The organism is Bacillus sp. B19-2, assembly GCF_022832475.1.
Taxonomy (GTDB): domain Bacteria; phylum Bacillota; class Bacilli; order Bacillales; family Bacillaceae; genus Bacillus; species Bacillus paralicheniformis.
Genome location: NZ_JALHKQ010000002.1, coordinates 580,490 through 597,590 on the forward strand (window position 1 = coordinate 580,490; position 17,101 = coordinate 597,590).

Annotated in this window: 18 protein-coding genes; 16 read left to right on the forward strand and 2 right to left on the reverse strand. The window is 43.7% G+C overall.

Features of this window, described 5'->3' with window-relative positions; translation table 11 throughout:
• The first annotated feature begins 25 nt into the window (after positions 1 to 25).
• From tuaE to MST20_RS10065, 6 genes are all read left to right on the forward strand, one after another.
• On the forward strand, positions 26 to 1,480 hold the full coding sequence (tuaE, locus tag MST20_RS10040) for a teichuronic acid biosynthesis protein TuaE (RefSeq protein WP_243941916.1): 1,455 nt from the start codon (positions 26 to 28) through the stop codon (positions 1,478 to 1,480).
• Positions 1,481 to 1,521: 41 nt separating this feature from the next.
• The gene (gene tuaF / locus MST20_RS10045; RefSeq protein WP_243941920.1) at positions 1,522 to 2,196 is read left to right on the forward strand and encodes a teichuronic acid biosynthesis protein TuaF; all 675 of its coding nucleotides are present in this window, start codon (positions 1,522 to 1,524) and stop codon (positions 2,194 to 2,196) included.
• A gap of 29 nt (positions 2,197 to 2,225) precedes the next feature.
• Positions 2,226 to 2,984: a teichuronic acid biosynthesis protein TuaG gene (gene tuaG / locus MST20_RS10050; protein ID WP_243941921.1), complete on the forward strand. Its 759-nt coding sequence runs from the start codon at positions 2,226 to 2,228 to the stop codon at positions 2,982 to 2,984.
• Positions 2,985 to 3,005: 21 nt separating this feature from the next.
• On the forward strand, positions 3,006 to 4,193 hold the full coding sequence (gene tuaH / locus MST20_RS10055) for a teichuronic acid biosynthesis protein TuaH (RefSeq protein ID WP_243941924.1): 1,188 nt from the start codon (positions 3,006 to 3,008) through the stop codon (positions 4,191 to 4,193).
• A gap of 130 nt (positions 4,194 to 4,323) precedes the next feature.
• Positions 4,324 to 5,388: a glycosyltransferase family 4 protein gene (locus MST20_RS10060; protein ID WP_165428226.1), complete on the forward strand. Its 1,065-nt coding sequence runs from the start codon at positions 4,324 to 4,326 to the stop codon at positions 5,386 to 5,388.
• Positions 5,389 to 5,518: 130 nt separating this feature from the next.
• Complete coding sequence (locus tag MST20_RS10065) at positions 5,519 to 6,790, forward strand: Kelch repeat-containing protein (RefSeq protein ID WP_243941926.1); 1,272 nt, start codon at positions 5,519 to 5,521, stop codon at positions 6,788 to 6,790.
• A gap of 60 nt (positions 6,791 to 6,850) precedes the next feature.
• On the opposite strand, the gene MST20_RS10070 is transcribed toward MST20_RS10065, so the two are convergent.
• Together MST20_RS10070 and MST20_RS10075 are read right to left on the reverse strand one after the other, a co-directional pair.
• Positions 6,851 to 7,927 (reverse strand): LCP family protein, encoded by a 1,077-nt coding sequence (locus MST20_RS10070; RefSeq protein WP_243941928.1) that lies wholly within the window; start codon positions 7,925 to 7,927, stop codon positions 6,851 to 6,853.
• Positions 7,928 to 7,941: 14 nt separating this feature from the next.
• Positions 7,942 to 8,580, reverse strand: a complete 639-nt coding sequence (locus MST20_RS10075; RefSeq protein ID WP_023856394.1) for a YigZ family protein — start codon at positions 8,578 to 8,580, stop codon at positions 7,942 to 7,944.
• Between the two features lie 222 nt (positions 8,581 to 8,802).
• Between MST20_RS10075 and degS the strand changes: the two genes are divergently transcribed.
• From degS to flgK, 10 genes are all read left to right on the forward strand, one after another.
• On the forward strand, positions 8,803 to 9,960 hold the full coding sequence (degS, locus tag MST20_RS10080) for a two-component sensor histidine kinase DegS (protein WP_165428224.1): 1,158 nt from the start codon (positions 8,803 to 8,805) through the stop codon (positions 9,958 to 9,960).
• Positions 9,961 to 10,041: 81 nt separating this feature from the next.
• On the forward strand, positions 10,042 to 10,731 hold the full coding sequence (gene degU / locus MST20_RS10085; RefSeq protein ID WP_003185730.1) for a two-component system response regulator DegU: 690 nt from the start codon (positions 10,042 to 10,044) through the stop codon (positions 10,729 to 10,731).
• Between the two features lie 119 nt (positions 10,732 to 10,850).
• Positions 10,851 to 11,693 carry a DegV family protein gene (locus MST20_RS10090; protein WP_243941930.1) on the forward strand — a complete coding sequence of 281 codons (843 nt, stop codon included), beginning with the start codon at positions 10,851 to 10,853 and terminating at the stop codon, positions 11,691 to 11,693.
• Between the two features lie 123 nt (positions 11,694 to 11,816).
• Positions 11,817 to 13,211: an ATP-dependent helicase ComFA gene (locus MST20_RS10095; RefSeq protein WP_347880862.1), complete on the forward strand. Its 1,395-nt coding sequence runs from the start codon at positions 11,817 to 11,819 to the stop codon at positions 13,209 to 13,211.
• A gap of 54 nt (positions 13,212 to 13,265) precedes the next feature.
• The gene (gene comFB, locus MST20_RS10100; RefSeq protein ID WP_243941932.1) at positions 13,266 to 13,550 is read left to right on the forward strand and encodes a late competence protein ComFB; all 285 of its coding nucleotides are present in this window, start codon (positions 13,266 to 13,268) and stop codon (positions 13,548 to 13,550) included.
• Complete coding sequence (locus MST20_RS10105; RefSeq protein WP_243941934.1) at positions 13,507 to 14,241, forward strand: double zinc ribbon domain-containing protein; 735 nt, start codon at positions 13,507 to 13,509, stop codon at positions 14,239 to 14,241. Before comFB ends, MST20_RS10105 begins: the two co-directional genes overlap by 44 nt.
• Before the next feature lie 58 nt (positions 14,242 to 14,299).
• Entirely contained in the window at positions 14,300 to 14,719 is a 420-nt protein-coding gene (locus MST20_RS10110) for a TIGR03826 family flagellar region protein (protein ID WP_243941936.1), read from the forward strand.
• 79 nt (positions 14,720 to 14,798) lie between these two features.
• On the forward strand, positions 14,799 to 15,065 hold the full coding sequence (gene flgM / locus MST20_RS10115; RefSeq protein WP_020453113.1) for a flagellar biosynthesis anti-sigma factor FlgM: 267 nt from the start codon (positions 14,799 to 14,801) through the stop codon (positions 15,063 to 15,065).
• Positions 15,066 to 15,083: 18 nt separating this feature from the next.
• On the forward strand, positions 15,084 to 15,560 hold the full coding sequence (locus MST20_RS10120; RefSeq protein ID WP_243941938.1) for a flagellar protein FlgN: 477 nt from the start codon (positions 15,084 to 15,086) through the stop codon (positions 15,558 to 15,560).
• A 15-nt stretch (positions 15,561 to 15,575) separates the two neighbouring features.
• Positions 15,576 to 17,099 carry a flagellar hook-associated protein FlgK gene (gene flgK, locus MST20_RS10125; protein ID WP_243941940.1) on the forward strand — a complete coding sequence of 508 codons (1,524 nt, stop codon included), beginning with the start codon at positions 15,576 to 15,578 and terminating at the stop codon, positions 17,097 to 17,099.
• The last annotated feature ends 2 nt before the right edge of the window (positions 17,100 to 17,101 follow it).

The following is a 17,101-nucleotide window of genomic DNA, read 5'->3' on the forward strand; positions in this document are numbered from 1 at the left end:
GAAAGAAGCGGAAGGAGGGGGAAAAATGAGTCTCAAACGTTCCGCGGTCAATGTTTTGGTTTGGCTCGCCGCATTGACCGCAGGGTTAGCGTTCGTTGTATTGGCCCAGTCCAATGCAAAAAAAGTCTTGTTAGCATGTCTAGTTTTGATTGCGCTGACTTTGATCATTGTGCTCCGGAAGTATTTGTCGTCCGAGCAATTGCTGATGCCCGTATTATATCTGCTCATCGCTGCAACTTTTGCCAACAATGCTTTTTTTACGATTAAATTGGGCTTTTTCAGCCTGTTTCCATATCGAATTCTTCTGATTCTGGCAGGATTCTTATTCATAGCGGAAATGTTGAAAGGCAGCCAGCACCTTGAAAAGTGGAAGCAGGTGCATGTTAAGGGCATTCTGATGTTTTTCGCGTTTTGGTTCTGCTACGGAATGATTTCGCTGCTTTGGGTCAAGTCTGCTACTGATGGCATAAAATATCTGTTCCTATTGGCAATGGGAATGTTTTTTGTTTTTCTGATTGTCTTGTTTTTTCAAAAAATGGATCGTATTCTTGCGTTTTATTACATATGGCTGGTCATGACCGTATTTTTAATGGTCATCGGGTTTTACAACCACTTTACGTTAAACCACCTGCCGAGCTCGACCCTTTATAACGGGCCGCATTATAAACAGCACTATCCGACATCCGTCTTTTTCAATCAGAATGACTTTGCGACATTTCTGTCCATCAGCTTTTTCTTTTATTTATCTTTTTTCAAAAACATTAAAAACAGCTACTTAAAAATAGCGGGGCTGCTCCTTGCGTTCTGTTCGGCCTACTTGATTTTCCTGACTGGATCAAGAGCCAGCATCCTGGGAATTATAGCCGGACTTGCCGTTTATGCGTTTATTTTGCTGCCGAAGGTGCTTAAAAAATGGGCGCTCATCGCCGCAGCTGCAGGTTGTATCGCTTTTGTCACACTGTTTGCAGGAAAGATTACCGGAGCTTTTTATACATACTTTTTGGCTCCGCAAACCGCACACGATTTCAGCGAGTCGCTGCCATCCAATGTCGCCAGGGCGAACTTGTTGAAAAACGCCGGGCATTATGTGCTGGATACTTACGGATTTGGCGTCGGCGCCGGCAATGTGCCTTATTATTTGGAGCATCACGCATTGTTTGATACAGACCAGGTCGTTGAGGTTCATAACTGGCTTGTTGAAATCATGACGAATTTTGGCGTTGTGATGATGCTCGGTTATTTAACGATGTACATTTATTTAATAACCGTGCTTTACCGATATTATAAAAGATCGCTTGGAAAGCGGTACAAGCTTCTCATTGAAGGTTTGACAGCCGCGCTCGTCGCCTTCCTTGTGTCAAGCATCAGCCCGAGTTCCGTCTCGAATTTATATTTCCATTGGGTGTTTCTCGCCCTTGTGATTGCGACGGTTAATACCTTTAGAGTCAGCGGAACGGATGAAACCGAACAGTATAGGTGATTTTTGAAAATCGAATTTAAAAACAGGGAGAAATTCATGTGATGAATTTAATCAAACGTATTGCTGGTAGAGTGAAAAAGTTTATTGTGGCGATTATTGCGCTTCCTCTTATTCTTGGTCTTGTCGGCTATTTTATGCCGAAGGGGAGCGTTGCTCCGTCCGATTACACGGCTACTGTAACGATATCAACCGGGAACTATGGAGAAGCGAAGTACAACAATGCAAAGCAGGTGCCGCTGCTGTTGAAAAACGAAGCTTTTTTAAAGGACATTTTCCCGGATATGCCGGAAGAGGATCTGGCGCAGTTGAAAGACGATCTGGCAATTGAAATCAGAACGGATTCACTGTTTAATTTAAGCTATACAGGGCCTGACAAACAGGAAACATTGGACACTTTGGGTAAAATCAAAGATGCCTATATGAAAGGCGATAAGGCGCTGTTTTCAAAAAGGGAAGAAGTCATCGAAAAGAATATTAAGGCGCTTGAAGGCGAAACAGTCAGCGCTGATTCCAAAGTTGATAAACAGCGGTTTTTGTATGAGCTTGAAACAAGCAAGCTTGATATGAAGGCTGCTGAAGAAATTGAGCCTTTGATCGTGCTGGATAACCAGGCTGCCGGCATGTCGCCTAAAAAAAGAGCGGTATTGGGCGTACTGATCGGTTTGGCGCTGTCATTTTTTATCATTGTCGTTCCGGAAGTATTCAGAGAACGTTAAATTTTTAATTGGGGATGTGGATCAGGACCATGACGAGGCAAAAACCTTTAATCTCTGTCATTACGCCTTCCTATAACGCGGAGGAATTTATCGAAAAAACCATTCAGTCCGTCTTAAATCAGACGTTTTCCGACTGGGAAATGATCATTGCCGATGATTGCTCAACAGATGGGACAAGAGACATTTTGAAGCGCTATGAAGAAGATGATGAGCGGATCCATGCCATTTTTCTGAAAGAAAATCAAGGCGCTGCAGCGGCTCGAAATGCGGCGCTCAACAAAGCCGAAGGGCGTTATGTCGCCTTTTTGGACAGCGATGATGTGTGGAAAGCAGAAAAGCTGGATAAGCAGCTTGCCTTCATGAGGAAGCATCAGCACGCTTTCTCATTTACGGCATACGAGCTGATCAGCCAAGACGGCGAACCGCTTCATAAAACCATTCATGCACCCGTGAGCCTTACATATGATGATGTATTAAAAAATACGATCATCGGCTGTTTGACGGTGATGATTGACAGAGAGCAAACGGGTGATATCCGGATGCCGAATATTAGAACCCGTCAGGATTTGGCGACATGGCTTTCCGTATTAAAGCGGGGGTTCAAGGCATTCGGTCTGAACGAACCCCTCGCCGAATACCGCATCGTTGAAACATCGATCTCCAGTAACAAATGGAAGGCGGCGCGAAAAACCTGGTATGTGTACAGGGAAATCGAACATCTTCACTTGATGAAAGCGACATGGTGTTTTTTCCATTACGCTAAGAACGCAGTCATGAAAAGATTATAACGGCATTGACAGAAAAGGTGATTGAAAGTGAAAGCAGATCAAGTCATACACGTCATAGTAGCCACAGGTGAATGGGGGCAGGATCAGCTAAGATACAGAAGGCACCGCCTTGCTGAGTTTTTAGCCGGCCGCAAGGAGACGAAGGAAGTCATTTGGGTCTGCCCGTCTGAAAATCCTTCCCGCGAGACTTTTACATTGCTTGACAACGGAATCAAGCAATTTGCAGTCAAAGATTTTTTGAAAAAGAAAATATTCAGGTTTGCCCGCTACAAGGATGTTTTTTATAAAAGTAAGCTGAAGCCGCTGCTTGACCGGCTGAAAGAAGACGTTCAGGGGGAAAAGGTGTGCCTATGGTACACATTCCCCGGTTTTCCGCTGCTGTCATCGCTTTATCAGTGGGATCAGGTCATCTATGACTGCAGTGACCTGTGGGCGGCGCCGATCAGCGGAAGCCAAAGCCTTGTCTCAGGATTCAGGCAAAAGGTTATTTTTGAAGCTGAAGGCAGAATCATTAAAGCTGCTGATACGATTTTTTGCACTTCTGAATATTTGCACCAAAACGTGGCAGACCGGCTTCAAGGAGAGACAAAGCCGGTTTTTACAATCGAAAATGGTGTGGAATACAGCTTGTTTGCGGATAATAAGCAAAAAGCGGATGTATTGAACGGAAGGAAAGGCACCGTCCTCGGCTTTATCGGCGGAATCAAACCGAAGCTCGATTTTAAGCTTCTCAAAGAAGCGGCCGGAGCCAAAAAAGAGTGGACGTTTTTATTTGTCGGTCCTGACGGGACAAACGGAGACGAAGATTTTAAAGCGCTTCTTGAAGAAGAAAATGTCATTTGGACGGGTCCCGCTGCGCCGTCGGAAGTACCGGCTTATATGAATGTAGTGGATATCGGGATCATGCCGTATAAACCGTCGCCATATAATAATGCGGTATTCCCTTTAAAACTGTTTGAATTTTTGGCTGCCGGAAAGCCTGTCGCCGGTATGAACCTCCCTTCAACAAAAAAGGTTGAACAGGAACACGTTTACCGTCATCTAACAGGAAACGACCCCGCTGAATTTACAGCGGTGTGTGAAGAGCTGGAGCTTGCGCATGAAGATGTCTCCCATGTGGAACTGCGCAGAAAGATCGCACGTGAAAGAGACTGGCATCAGTTATTTTTAACGATGCTTGATCAATTGAACTTGAATAAAGATGCATAATTTGCGGCGGGGGATATTAATTCGTGATGTTTCTTTTGGCTGGAGCTTGTTATAATAAATAATGAAATTGTATAATGAAAAGGTATGATCTTTAATACGACCAGACTTCATTTAAAAAGGAGACTTCCTTATGTCTTATGAACGCACTGTACTTGCGTTTTTTGTCTCTCTCATTACTGTTTTAATTATTACTCCGCTTGTCAAACGTCTAGCAATCAAATCCGGGGTCGTGGATCAGCCGGATAAACGAAAGATACATGATAAAGTAATGCCGAGAATGGGCGGTTTAGCCATTTTTATAGGAGTATTGACCGGTTCGTTTGCCGGCGGCCTTTATGAAAACAGAATAACAGCAATTACACTCGGTGCTTTTATGATTGTCATTTTAGGCATTGTTGATGACAAACATAATTTAAGCGCGAGAATTAAATTTATCGTTCAAGTATTAGTAGCCTGCATCATCGTCAGTACAGGCTTAAAAATGGAATTTTTATCGATTCCGTTTTGGGATCTTCGCTTTGATTTGGGGTGGCTCGCATACCCTCTGACGATTTTATGGATCGTCGGGATCACAAATGCCATCAACTTAATCGACGGATTGGACGGACTGGCTGCGGGTATATCCGTCATCGGCCTTTCGACGATTGCCGTCATGGCTTTTTCTGCCGATAAAATCTTGATCTTCTCTCTGTCGCTGGTTGTCATCGGAAGTACGGTCGGCTTTCTGTTCTATAACTTCCATCCGGCGAAAATTTTTATGGGAGACACGGGCTCGCTCTTCTTGGGTTATGTAATTTCGGTTCTGTCGCTGCTCGGGCTGTATAAAAGCGTGACCCTGTTCAGCGTCGTCATTCCGATCATTATATTAGGAGTGCCGATATTTGACACGACATTCGCGATCATCAGGCGGATTTTAAACAAGCAGCCGATTTCGGCGCCCGACAAATCGCATATTCACCACAGGCTGATGGCCTTTGGCCTGTCCCATCGGAAAGCCGTCATCGTCATTTATTTAATTGGCGTCGTCTTCAGCCTGAGCGCCATTCTTTTAAAAACCGCGACGCTCTGGGTGTCCATCTTCATCATCTTCGGCTTAATCCTGTTCATGCAGATCATCGCAGAAGTGACAGGCCTTGTAAATGAGCAGTACAAGCCTTTTACGAAGTTTTACAGGCGGATGGTGAAGAGGAATTGAGAAAAGACCTGATTTCATTCATTTTTGAAATCAGGTCTTTTTGTCTTTTAAATACAAGCTAATGTTAAATACCCACCAGATTAGACGATAAAGGAAATGGTGGAATATTTTATTATAAGGAGTGTTTTTTGTGAAAAAGCTGTTCTTTATGTTTGTAATTCTGTTTTCAGCTGTTTTGTCGCCGTTTGGAAGTGCGTCAGCAGAGGAAAACAGCGGGAAGAGCTGGGTAAGTAAAGCTGATTTACCGGAGGTCAGAAGCGCTGCGGCTACTGCTGTTGTTGATGGGAAGATTTATGTGATTGGAGGATTCGGATCTGAAAATATAGCGACTAACACAACATATGTTTATGATCCTAAAACAAATGAGTGGACGCAAAAAACGGATATGCCTACCAAAAGAGCAGGTGCTGCAGTGGCAGTTGTGGACCATAAAATATATGTGATTGGTGGTAATACATATAACACCAGTAATTATGCAAACACTGAAAAAGTTGAAATTTATAATTACAAGACTGACACCTGGGAAAGTGGGGTTGATGCCCCAGTAAAAAGTTATCTATCTACAGCGGCTGTTATAGATAATACGATTCACTTATTTACTCAACAAGAGCCAAGTATGCCAACGCATTTTGCGTATAACACAGCAACGAAGAAGTGGGAAACAAAATATCCTCAACCTAGAAATAATTCAGGTGCAGCAGCAGCTACTGTCAACGGAAAAATATATTATATAGGTGGGGGAACGCATAACAGTGGTGGTTCACTTATTTCAGGATTTATCTATGAATATGATCCAAAAACAGACAATTGGGTTAAGAAGAGTAACTTAAAAAGTCTGGCCACATATGTATCAGCTGCAGTGGTTGGAAACAAAATTTATATTGCAGGCGGAGCTATAGGCAAAAATTCTGTTACTTCTAAAGTCCAAGTATATGATCCAAAAAGTGATACAGTAGAGGAAATTCAAAATCTTCAATATAAACGGGCAGGTGCAGCAACAGTTGCTGTTGGAAAGGATTTATATGCTATAGGTGGAAGCGAAAGTGTAAACCTTAATTCGTTGCATTCTTCTAAATTTAGGTCTGTTGAAATGCTGTCACTAGAAGATTCAAAAAATCCGAATGACGACAACCAGGGGAAGACAGATGATACAGACCAATCAGAAGAAGGAGACGCTCTTCTTGTTATTACGATGTTAAACGGCCTTCAAAAGGAGTATCAGCTTTCAATGAAAGAAGTGAATGCTTTTTTGAGTTGGTACAAGAAGAGAGATGCCGGCGAGGGTCCAGGTTTTTATGAAATTGATGAACATGATAATAATAAAGGACCATTTGAGAGCAAAAAGGATTATGTCGTCTTTAAAAATATTTTGGTGTTTGAAGTCAATAAATATAAAGAATAATTTTAAAAACTAAAAAGAAACCTCTTGAAAACTGTCATCAGTTTTCAAGAGGTTTTATCATTAATAAGAAGCAGCAGGCGATTCAGCTGAGCTGTCTGTCCCGTCAGCGGTTGCGGAAGATTCAGACGATGTTCCGCTCGAATCAGCGGTTGATTCCGGGTATAAATGATGAGTCAATTCATTTTGCACGTTTACCAGGTTTTGCTGGTCAGGCTCAAAGTAGTAAACATCAGCGATCGTAAGATCCTTCCCTGTGATGTTTAATGTTTCAATATCATCGCCAGCAAAGCCGCTGTAGATTTGCTGAAGCGCCAGAGCCTGTGTGATTTTGAAATTGGTCTGAATGTTTTTGCTCGCTTTTTGGGCAATTTTATCAATTTTAGCGAGGTTTTGCGGTTTTGAGATTTGATCAAGAACGGCTTTTAAGATTTGCTTTTGTCTGTCGTTTCTCCCAAAGTCTCCCCGCTTATCCTGTTTTCTCATCCTTGCGTAGGCAAGAGCTTCCTCTCCATTTAAATGCATGTTTCCTTTTTTAAAATAGATTCTTTTCGATTTGGAGACATCGCTTTTTTCGCTGAAATCAAACGGGACGTCAACATCGATTCCGCCGATTTCATCGATGACATCTTTGAACCCGTCAAAATCGACTGTTGCATAGTAGTCGATCGGGATTCCGAGGAAGTCCTCAACCGTTTCGGTCGTTTCATCCTTGCCGCCTTTTGCATAGGCCGCATTTATTTTTGTTTTTGTGCCGGTTGTGTCGCTGGCCAAATGAACCCTTGTGTCCCTCGGAATGCTCAGCATTTTCATCGACTTCTTTTTAGGGTCGAGCGTCACGACAATCAGGGAATCCGTCCGTCCGTGCTCACCGTTTGTCGAATAATCTTCAACACCCATAAAAAGAATCGAAAACGGCTTTTTTTGAATATTAACGACATCGTCCCTGAGCTTTGACTTCTCTCCGCGCTCAAGCTCATCATAAGTGTCATCAGCCGCGGAAATCGTGTTAATAATTTTATATATGCCCACTCCGCCGACTACGAGAAGTGCGAGCAGCGTAAGGACTATAAACCGTTTAATCAGCTTTCTCTTTTTATTCTTTTTTTTTCGCACTTTCACTTTAATACGATCAGCCATATAATAATTCTCCTTTAATTGTTAAAAGCTTCTTCCAAATAGACTTGAATGCCTTCTCTATTCTCACTCTTGCCATTTGTTAATTCGGTTATCCATTCCGTAAATGCCTGTTTTTCACTTTCCTTGACATACGTTTCAAATTCGACATCGTCGGCATAATGAATGTCTTTTATTTGATAAGGGGACTCGCGAAGCTCGTTTTCAAGCTTGCCGAGCCATGTATAGTTCACCGTCGTGTGCATCACCCGCATCAGCTTTCGTTCGACAACGCCGACATGGTTCAGCCCCTCTGACACGGATTTTCCGTAAGCCCGTATCAGCCCTCCTGCACCAAGTTTAATACCGCCGAAATACCTCGTCACAACGGCGCACGTATCTTTAAGGTTGCGTTTCTTCAAAACTTCAAGCATCGGAACTCCAGCTGTCCCGCTCGGTTCTCCGTCATCATTCGCTTTTTGAATTTGATCATTTTCTCCTATGACGTAAGCCGAGCAATTATGCGTCGCATTCCAATGCTGCTTTTTTATGTGATTGATAAAGTTCTGTGCTTCTTCTTCAGTACTGACGCGGCTCAAGTGGCATATAAACCGGGATTTTTCAATCACGATTTCATGGGTCCCTTCACCTGCAACAGTGAGATAACTTTGCAGCATGCCTGCTTACCTCCTGACAAGCCATGCGGCTGTTCTCCTAAAAATCGAACAGACTTAGAATTTTGGCGCGTATTTTGTTATGATTAAATAGAAATGGATCGGTAACCATAAAAAGACCAAAAAACCAGAATACGCATTCTTTCATTATAATTCGACACGAATTTCAGTTCAATGAAATTTATGATAAAACTAAATGACAATGCTGTTACGGAGGGAAAATGGGTGAGTGTTTCCAAAATGGACTCCAAAGTTTTAGATTCAATCATTATGAAGATGTTAAAAACAGTTGACGGGAGCAAGGACGAGGTCTTTCAAATCGGAGAGCAGTCCCGTCAGCAATACGAAGGCTTGGTAGAAGAGCTGAAGCAAATTAAACAGCAGGTCAACGAAGTCATCGATCTTGGAGACACGTTGGAAGTGCATGCCCGCCATGCGCGAAACCGCTTGTCTGAGGTCAGCAGAAACTTTCATAAATTCAGTGAAGAAGAGATTCGCGAAGCTTATGAAAAAGCCCACAAACTGCAGGTTGAACTGACGATGATCCAGCAGCGTGAAAAGCAGCTGAGAGAGAAGCGTGATGATCTGGAACGGCGCCTTTTAGGGCTTCAGGAAATCATCGAGCGTTCAGAAGGGCTTGTCAGCCAGATTACCGTCGTCTTAAACTATTTAAATCAGGATCTGCGCCAGGTCGGCGTTCTTCTTGAAGATGCGCAGGCCAAACAGGATTTCGGACTGCGGATTATCGAAGCCCAAGAGGAAGAAAGAAAAAGGGTCTCGAGAGAAATCCACGACGGTCCTGCGCAAATGCTGGCCAACGTCATGATGAGATCTGAGCTGATCGAACGCATCTTCAGAGACAAAGGAACAGAAGAAGGCTTTCAAGAAATTAAAAACCTCCGGCAAAACGTCAGGAATGCTCTTTATGAAGTCAGAAGAATCATTTATGATTTAAGGCCGATGGCTTTAGATGATTTAGGATTGATACCGACGCTCAGAAAATACTTGAACACGATCGAAGATTATCATGGAAAAGCAAAGATCCATTTCCAATGCATCGGAGAATCCGAAGATAGAAGAATAGCACCGCGGTTTGAGGTTGCACTTTTCCGGCTTGCACAGGAAGCAGTGACAAACGCCTTAAAACACTCCGAATCAACTGAAATTCATGTTAAAGTAGAAGTGACAAAAGATTTTGTGACGCTGATTATCAAAGACAATGGAAACGGCTTTGACTTAAAAGAAGTTAAAGGCAAGAAGAACAAATCTTTCGGTCTGCTAGGTATGAAAGAAAGAGTCGATTTGCTCGAAGGCTCAATGACAATCGATTCGAAAATAGGTCTTGGGACATTTATTTTGATTAAAGTTCCGCTGTCTTTGTAAAGATAATTGTAAAATAGAGACAAAAGACATATTGACCATAAAAGCGGTGTGTTTAACAATGAGAATGGGGAGGCGTAGCTTGTGACTAAAGTAAATATTGTAATTATTGACGATCATCAGTTATTCCGTGAAGGAGTCAAACGGATTTTGGATTTCGAACCTACCTTTGAGGTAGTGGCCGAAGGAGACGACGGAGATGAAGCGGCTCGCATTGTCGAGCACTACCATCCTGATGTGGTAATCATGGATATTAATATGCCGAATGTAAACGGCGTAGAAGCGACAAAACAACTGGTCGACTTGTATCCGGAATCAAAGGTTATTATTTTATCTATCCATGACGACGAAAACTATGTTACACATGCATTAAAAACAGGAGCACGCGGCTATCTGCTGAAAGAAATGGATGCCGACACGCTGATCGAAGCCGTGAAAGTTGTGGCTGAAGGCGGATCTTACCTGCATCCTAAGGTTACGCATAATCTTGTGAATGAATTCCGCCGTCTTGCAACAAGCGGTGTATCATCTCACGCTCAGCATGAAGTGTATCCGGAAATCCGGAGACCTCTTCACATTCTTACAAGAAGGGAATGCGAGGTTCTGCAGATGCTGGCGGACGGAAAAAGCAACCGAGGAATCGGCGAATCATTATTTATCAGTGAAAAAACGGTTAAAAACCATGTCAGCAACATCCTTCAAAAAATGAATGTAAACGACAGAACGCAGGCTGTCGTTGTAGCCATTAAAAACGGCTGGGTAGAAATGAGATAAAGGTGGACTTGCCATAAGGCAGGTCTTTTCTTTTAGCAGAAAATCAAACTTTATAATGAAAAAAGCTGCTTTTTCTTTTAGAATAGAAAAGAGTATCTTTCATAAGGAAGGTTTATTTCATGAAAACAGCAGTAGTAACAGACAGTACGGCATATATACCTAAAGACCTGCGTGACCGCTACAATATTTATATGATACCTCTCAATGTGATCTTTGGAGAGACTTCATACAGGGAAGAGATCGATATGAGCTGGAAGGACTATTACAAAGAAGTAAAAGCTCACGAAAATCTCCCGACGACTTCCCAGCCCGCTTACGGCGAGCTGATTTCTCTCTATGAAAAGCTCGGGGAAACATATGATGCGGTCATCAGCATCCACCTGTCCAGCGGCATCAGCGGAACATTTAACAGCGCTGTATCAGCACGCGGTATGCTTGAAGGAATTAAAGTGTATCCGTTTGATTCAGAGATCAGCTGCATGGCTCAAGGTTTTTATGCGATCGAAGCGGCTGAGATGGCGGAAAAAGGAACGGCTCCGGAAGAAATCATTCGCCACTTGGATCATATGAAAACCTCAATGAGGGCTTATTTTATGGTTGACGATCTTTCGCATTTGCAAAGGGGAGGACGTTTGAGCGGCGCCCAGGCTTTTGTCGGAAGCCTTTTAAAAGTAAAGCCGATTTTGCATTTTGAGAACAAGCTGATCGTTCCCTACGAAAAAATCCGGACGAGAAAAAAAGCGATGAACCGTTTATTTGAGCTTTTTGGCGAAGATGCAGAAAAAGGAAAGCCGCTGAGAGCGGTTGTGATTCATGCCAACCGTGAAGAAGAAGCCGATCAAATAATCGAAGAATTGTCGCAGCAATACGCACATGTCGAATTTTATAAAAGCTATTTCGGGCCTGTGATCGGCACCCACCTTGGTGAAGGAGCAATGGGTATCGCCTGGTATACAGTATAAAAGCCAATCTCCGTTTTGCAAAACGGAGATTTTTTCTTTTTCAACGGTTTTTGAGGGAGATTTTTAGATTTTGACTGTTTTACAAGAAAACATGGATGATAGATACTGAATGGCAGACTGGAGGTGATTCACATCGAACATCCGGCATCCTATTCCCGTGAATTGCGGTCGTGTATGGAGCAGCGCCACCTTCTGAAAAGCGAACTTCCTTTTCCGAAACCTGTCATTGATTGGCATATCCAAGAAGGCCTGATAAAAACGGAGGAAGGCATTAAAAAAACGAAGAGAGGCTTTGTTTGCTTGAGGTGCGGCCAGCATGAGCGCTCATGTTTCGCTCGATATCCTTGCTATAGGTGCAATAAATCCTGCGTGTACTGCCGAGCCTGCGTCATGATGGGCAGGGTAAGCGAGTGTACCCCTCTGTTGACTTGGCGTGGGCATGGCATACATGAATGGGCGCCTGTTTACACGGAGTGGAAAGGCGCACTTTCAGCCGGTCAGGAAAAAGCGGCCAAATCTATTATTGATGCTATACGCAGGAAAGAAGAGCTGTTGATCTGGGCGGTTTGCGGGTCGGGAAAAACAGAACTTCTTTTTCAAGGGATCGAATTCGCGCTGAACAACGGTTTGAGAGTATGTATCGCCACTCCGAGAACAGACGTTGTGCTCGAGCTTGCTCCGCGGTTCCGCCAAGCCTTTTCAGGGGTGGAAATCGCCGCTTTATACGGAGGGAGCTCAGACGTTGGAACTCTCTCGCCGCTTGTCATTTCAACTACCCACCAGCTGCTCCGCTATAAAGAAGCATTTGACGTGATCATCATAGATGAGGTGGATGCTTTTCCGTATTCTATTGATAACACGCTGCAATACGCTGTTAAAAAATCGGCAAAACGGCAAAGCGCACACATCTATTTAACCGCCACGCCTTCTGCGGATATGAAGAAAAGGGCTGAGAGCGGAAAGCTGCACACCGTCCGTATTCCCGCAAGATTCCACCGCAGCCCGCTGCCTGAACCTACATTGATTTGGTGCGGAAATTGGGAAAGGGGTTTGAAACGAAAAAAAGTTCCTTCTCGCCTCAAAAAATGGCTTTTTAAGCACAAAGAACTGCAGCATCCGGTTTTTTTGTTCGTTCCCTCTGTCCCTGTTCTTAAAACCGTGGTCAGTCTGCTGAAAAAGGAACTATTTCTCGCTGAAGGAGTTTATGCCGAAGACCCTAAGAGAAATGAAAAAGTGAACCGGTTTAGAGAAAGTAAGCTTGAGGTGCTCGTGACGACAACGATTTTGGAAAGAGGAGTAACCGTCAAAAAAGCGCAGGTTGGAGTATTGGGGGCAGAGTCGGCGATTTTTTCGGAAAGCGCCCTTGTCCAAATGGCCGGAAGAGCCGGCAGGCATCCCGAGCACACAGATGGAGACGTCTGTTTCTTTCATCACGGCAAGACAAAGGCGATGAATGCGGCACGACGTCATATTCAACATATGAATAAACTGTCTAAAAAGGAAATGTTGATTGACTAGTCTCATATTCATGGTAAAGTATACCTATGAATATAAGATGAGGAGCGGTGCCGGATGCTAGTCAATGCTAAAGAGGCTGTTTTGGAAGAGTTGTTTGATCAGTATATCGAACAGCTGCACATGAGCTGTATGTGCAGCAGGTGCAGGGAGGATGTGCTCGCCTTGGCTTTAAATGCAGTAAAACCGCAATATGTAACAGATGAGTCAAAGCTGGCTTACATAAAAGCAGAGCTCGTTGACAAACAAAAAAATACATCAATGCTCGTCACCTTGGCTGAAGCTGCCAGAAAGGTGAATGACAACCCGCTTTGCGAAAGCAATCGAAAAGGGAGGGAATGAACTGTATTGTTTAATTTGTGAAGCACCTCTTTTACATTCTCTTTCATGGCGCGCTTTTTTCTTTTTGCGATCAGAAGAGAAAATATGCAGGGCATGTAAAGACAATTTTATCAGGATCGAAGGAACCGTGTGCCCTAAGTGCGGGCGCCCCCAAGAGAGCGAAGAGCTGTGCGGTGACTGCGTAAAATGGGAAGCTGATCCGTTAACCCGCTCTCTTTTGAGGCAAAACCGCTCTGTCTATATCTACAATACCTTCATGAAAGAAGTCCTTGCCCGTTTTAAGTTCAGAGGTGATGCTGAACTGGTCTTCGCTTTTGCTTCCTCATTTATCAATGCTTTCCATCAATATTGCCGCCGCACTCCTGCTGTTTTAGTTCCGATACCACTCAGTGAAGAACGTAAAGCGGAGCGGGGATTCAATCAGGCGGAGCGGCTTGCTTCCTTATTAAAAAGACCCGTTATGCATCCTTTGATCAGAATCGAAAATGAAAAACAATCCAAAAAAAGCAGAAAAGATCGGATCAAGCCCAAAACGGTTTTTAGAACCGAAAAGGGATCAGTAAAGAATCTGGATATCATATTGATCGACGACTTGTATACGACAGGGGCGACGCTTCATCATGCCGCTGATTGTCTGATGACATCCGGTGAGGCAAAATCTGTATCATCATTTACATTAATTCGAAGCTAAATCATTTTTTTTCCCTGCCGATATAAAAGATAGAATTTAAGGATAGGGGTCAAAATTTATGAGTCAATTGGCGAATTGTCCAAGATGTAATGCATTGTTTATGAAAAGCAGTTTTCAAACCGTTTGCGTTTCATGCTTGAAAGAAGAAGAGCGTGCGTTTGAAACTGTTTATAAATTTCTGAAAAAACAGGAAAACCGCCAGTCTACAATGTTTCAGATTGTAGAAAAAACAGGTGTCGAAGAAGAGTTAATATTGAAGTTTATCAGACAGAAACGCATTCAAATTTCCAATTTCCCGAATCTCGGCTATCCGTGCGAAAGGTGCGGCACACTTATTCGGGAAGGGCGTTATTGCCTGTCATGCGATCAAGATTTAGCATCGCAAATGAGTCAATTAGACCAGCTAGAGCAGCTTGAAAAAGAGAGAAATAATAGTTCTAAAGGCACGTACTATACCTTTAAGCCTAAAAATGACTGATTCCCTAAACTAACTTGAAGCTCAGACGATAAAATGAGTATGATCATAGATAACTATGGCGGAAAGTGAGAGGAATCCCATGAAGATCAACCAATATGGAACACAACCTGTTAATCCTTATCATAAATCATTTGAAAAACAAACAGCTTCTTCGCAGGCTGCAGCACAGCCGGAAGATAAAGTTGAGATTTCTGCGAAAGCAAAGGAGCTGCAAAAAGGTCCTGATTTAATGAAGGAGCGTCAGGAGAAAATTGCCCAGTTGAAAGCAGCCGTTGAGAATGGAACGTACAAAGTGGACGGCAAAGGCATAGCTGAAAAAATGGTCAATTTTTATAAACAGCAATAAAAGGAGGAAGTCAGTTCAGTGAAACGGGTGATAAAAGAGCTGGAGCGCTTATGCGTGCTGCATGAACATCTGCTGTCTCTGTCGGAACAAAAAACGGAGGCGCTGAAGACGAACGAAATAAAGGCACTTTCAGAAATCGTGACGAAAGAACAAAAATATGTGCAGGCCATTGAACAAACGGAACAGTCCCGCATTGAAGCAACTAAAAGCTGTATCGGCAGCTCGGACGCGACCATCAGCGCATGTATCAGCAGAGCTGCGGGCGGCGAGAAAAAGGTGCTGGAACAGCTGTATGCCAAGCTCTCACAGCTCGTCATCCGTTTAAAAGATGTGAACGATTTAAACAAGCAGCTGACTTTTCAGTCGCTTCAATTTATCTCGCTTACATTTGATATGCTCCTTCCGCAAGAAAGCGGTTCGAATTACGGAAAAGAGCAGCAGTCAAATCAGACAGGCGGGGCAAAACGGCTTTCTTTATTCGACTCAAAAGCTTAGAACGGAGTGAAAAAGATGACAAACCCAACTTTTTTAGGGCTGGAAATCGCCAAAAGAGGCTTGTCCGCGCAGCAATCAGCTCTGAGCGTGACAGCAAACAATATATCCAACGCCAATACCGAAGGATATTCAAGACAGCGTGTTACATTTAAAGCGTCAACCCCTTATCCGTCCATATCAAGAGACTCTGTCGGACTTGCCGGCCAGATGGGTACAGGCGTTGAGGTCGGTTCGGTTGAACGGGTTAGAGACAGCTTTCTGGACTATCAATACCGGACGCAGAATACAAAGGCCGGCTATTATAATGCAAAAGTGGACGCTTTTAACCAAATGGAAGGGATTATGAATGAACTGAACGACACCGGATTAAACAAAGTTCTGAATTCATTCTGGAATTCCATTCAGGAATTGACGAACAACGCCCACGAACCGAGTGCTGCTTCTGTCGTCGGACAAAAAGGGCAGGCGGTCGCCGAGACATTTAACACTTTGTATAATTCGCTGACAACCGTTCAATCAAATTTAGGCGACCAGATTGATCAAAATGTGATGACGATCAACTCGCTTCTGTCACAGCTGAACAGCTTGAACGAGCAAATCGCCAAAGTCGAGCCGAACGGCTATCTCCCGAATGATTTGTACGATAAGCGTGATCAGCTCCTTGATGAACTGTCCTCAATGGTTAATATCAAAGTCAGCTATACGAAAACAGGCGGCAACCCACTTGCAACCGCTGAAGGCATTGCATCAATAGAAATCCTGGACGAAAATGGCCAGTCTCTGGGCAAGGTTCTTGACGGACCAAACTTCACGACTGAAACTGTCAAAGTAAATTACGACAACGATACAGGCCTTGTGACAGGCGTTTCCCTCGGCGGGACGGACATCGGCATTGATTCGTTTACTAGTAAAGGATCGCTGCGCGGTTTAATCGAGTCCTTCGGATATATGTCAAACGGTGCAGAAAAAGGTTTATATCCTGAAATGCTTGCAGACCTGGATACGCTGGCACTTGCTTTTGCGAAGGAATTTAATACCGTGCACCAAAGCGGGTTTACTTCATCGGGAGAACCGGGAGGCATCTTCTTTGAATTTACCGGAGGAGAGGCTGAGCCTGCAAAGGGAGCCGCCGGAAAAATCAAAGTAGCCGATGAGATTCTCAATTCAAAAGGCGATAAAATCGCCGCATCGCTGAATGGTGAAGCGAGCGACAACTCCAACGCGACAAATCTCGCTAATGTCTTCACCAAGAAAATTCAAATCGGCGACAAAACGACGACCGTTTTAGACTATTACGCAGGCATTATCGGTGAAATGGGTGTAAAAGCTCAGGAAACAAACAGACTGGCCAAAAATACAGAAACGCTTGTAAACACTGCTGAGTTGAACAGGCAGTCTGTAAGCGCCGTATCATTAGACGAAGAAATGTCGAACATGATCCAATTCCAGCATGCTTATAACGCAGCTGCGAGAATGATAACGCTGCAGGACGAAGTCCTCGATAAAATTATTAACGGCATGGGTGTCGTGGGAAGGTAGGT

Excerpts from the sequence above, each read along its gene's own strand:
- tuaE (WP_243941916.1), top strand. The coding sequence starts at position 26 with ATGAGTCTCAAACGTTCCGCGGTCAATGTTTTGGTTTGGCTCGCCGCA.
- tuaF (WP_243941920.1), top strand. The coding sequence starts at position 1,522 with ATGAATTTAATCAAACGTATTGCTGGTAGAGTGAAAAAGTTTATTGTG.
- tuaG (WP_243941921.1), top strand. The coding sequence starts at position 2,226 with ATGACGAGGCAAAAACCTTTAATCTCTGTCATTACGCCTTCCTATAAC.
- MST20_RS10060 (WP_165428226.1), top strand. The coding sequence starts at position 4,324 with ATGTCTTATGAACGCACTGTACTTGCGTTTTTTGTCTCTCTCATTACT.
- MST20_RS10070 (WP_243941928.1), bottom strand. The coding sequence starts at position 7,927 with ATGGCTGATCGTATTAAAGTGAAAGTGCGAAAAAAAAAGAATAAAAAG.
- MST20_RS10075 (WP_023856394.1), bottom strand. The coding sequence starts at position 8,580 with ATGCTGCAAAGTTATCTCACTGTTGCAGGTGAAGGGACCCATGAAATC.
- MST20_RS10090 (WP_243941930.1), top strand. The coding sequence starts at position 10,851 with ATGAAAACAGCAGTAGTAACAGACAGTACGGCATATATACCTAAAGAC.
- comFB (WP_243941932.1), top strand. The coding sequence starts at position 13,266 with ATGCTAGTCAATGCTAAAGAGGCTGTTTTGGAAGAGTTGTTTGATCAG.
- MST20_RS10105 (WP_243941934.1), top strand. The coding sequence starts at position 13,507 with ATGACAACCCGCTTTGCGAAAGCAATCGAAAAGGGAGGGAATGAACTG.
- MST20_RS10110 (WP_243941936.1), top strand. The coding sequence starts at position 14,300 with ATGAGTCAATTGGCGAATTGTCCAAGATGTAATGCATTGTTTATGAAA.
- flgM (WP_020453113.1), top strand. The coding sequence starts at position 14,799 with ATGAAGATCAACCAATATGGAACACAACCTGTTAATCCTTATCATAAA.
- flgK (WP_243941940.1), top strand. The coding sequence starts at position 15,576 with ATGACAAACCCAACTTTTTTAGGGCTGGAAATCGCCAAAAGAGGCTTG.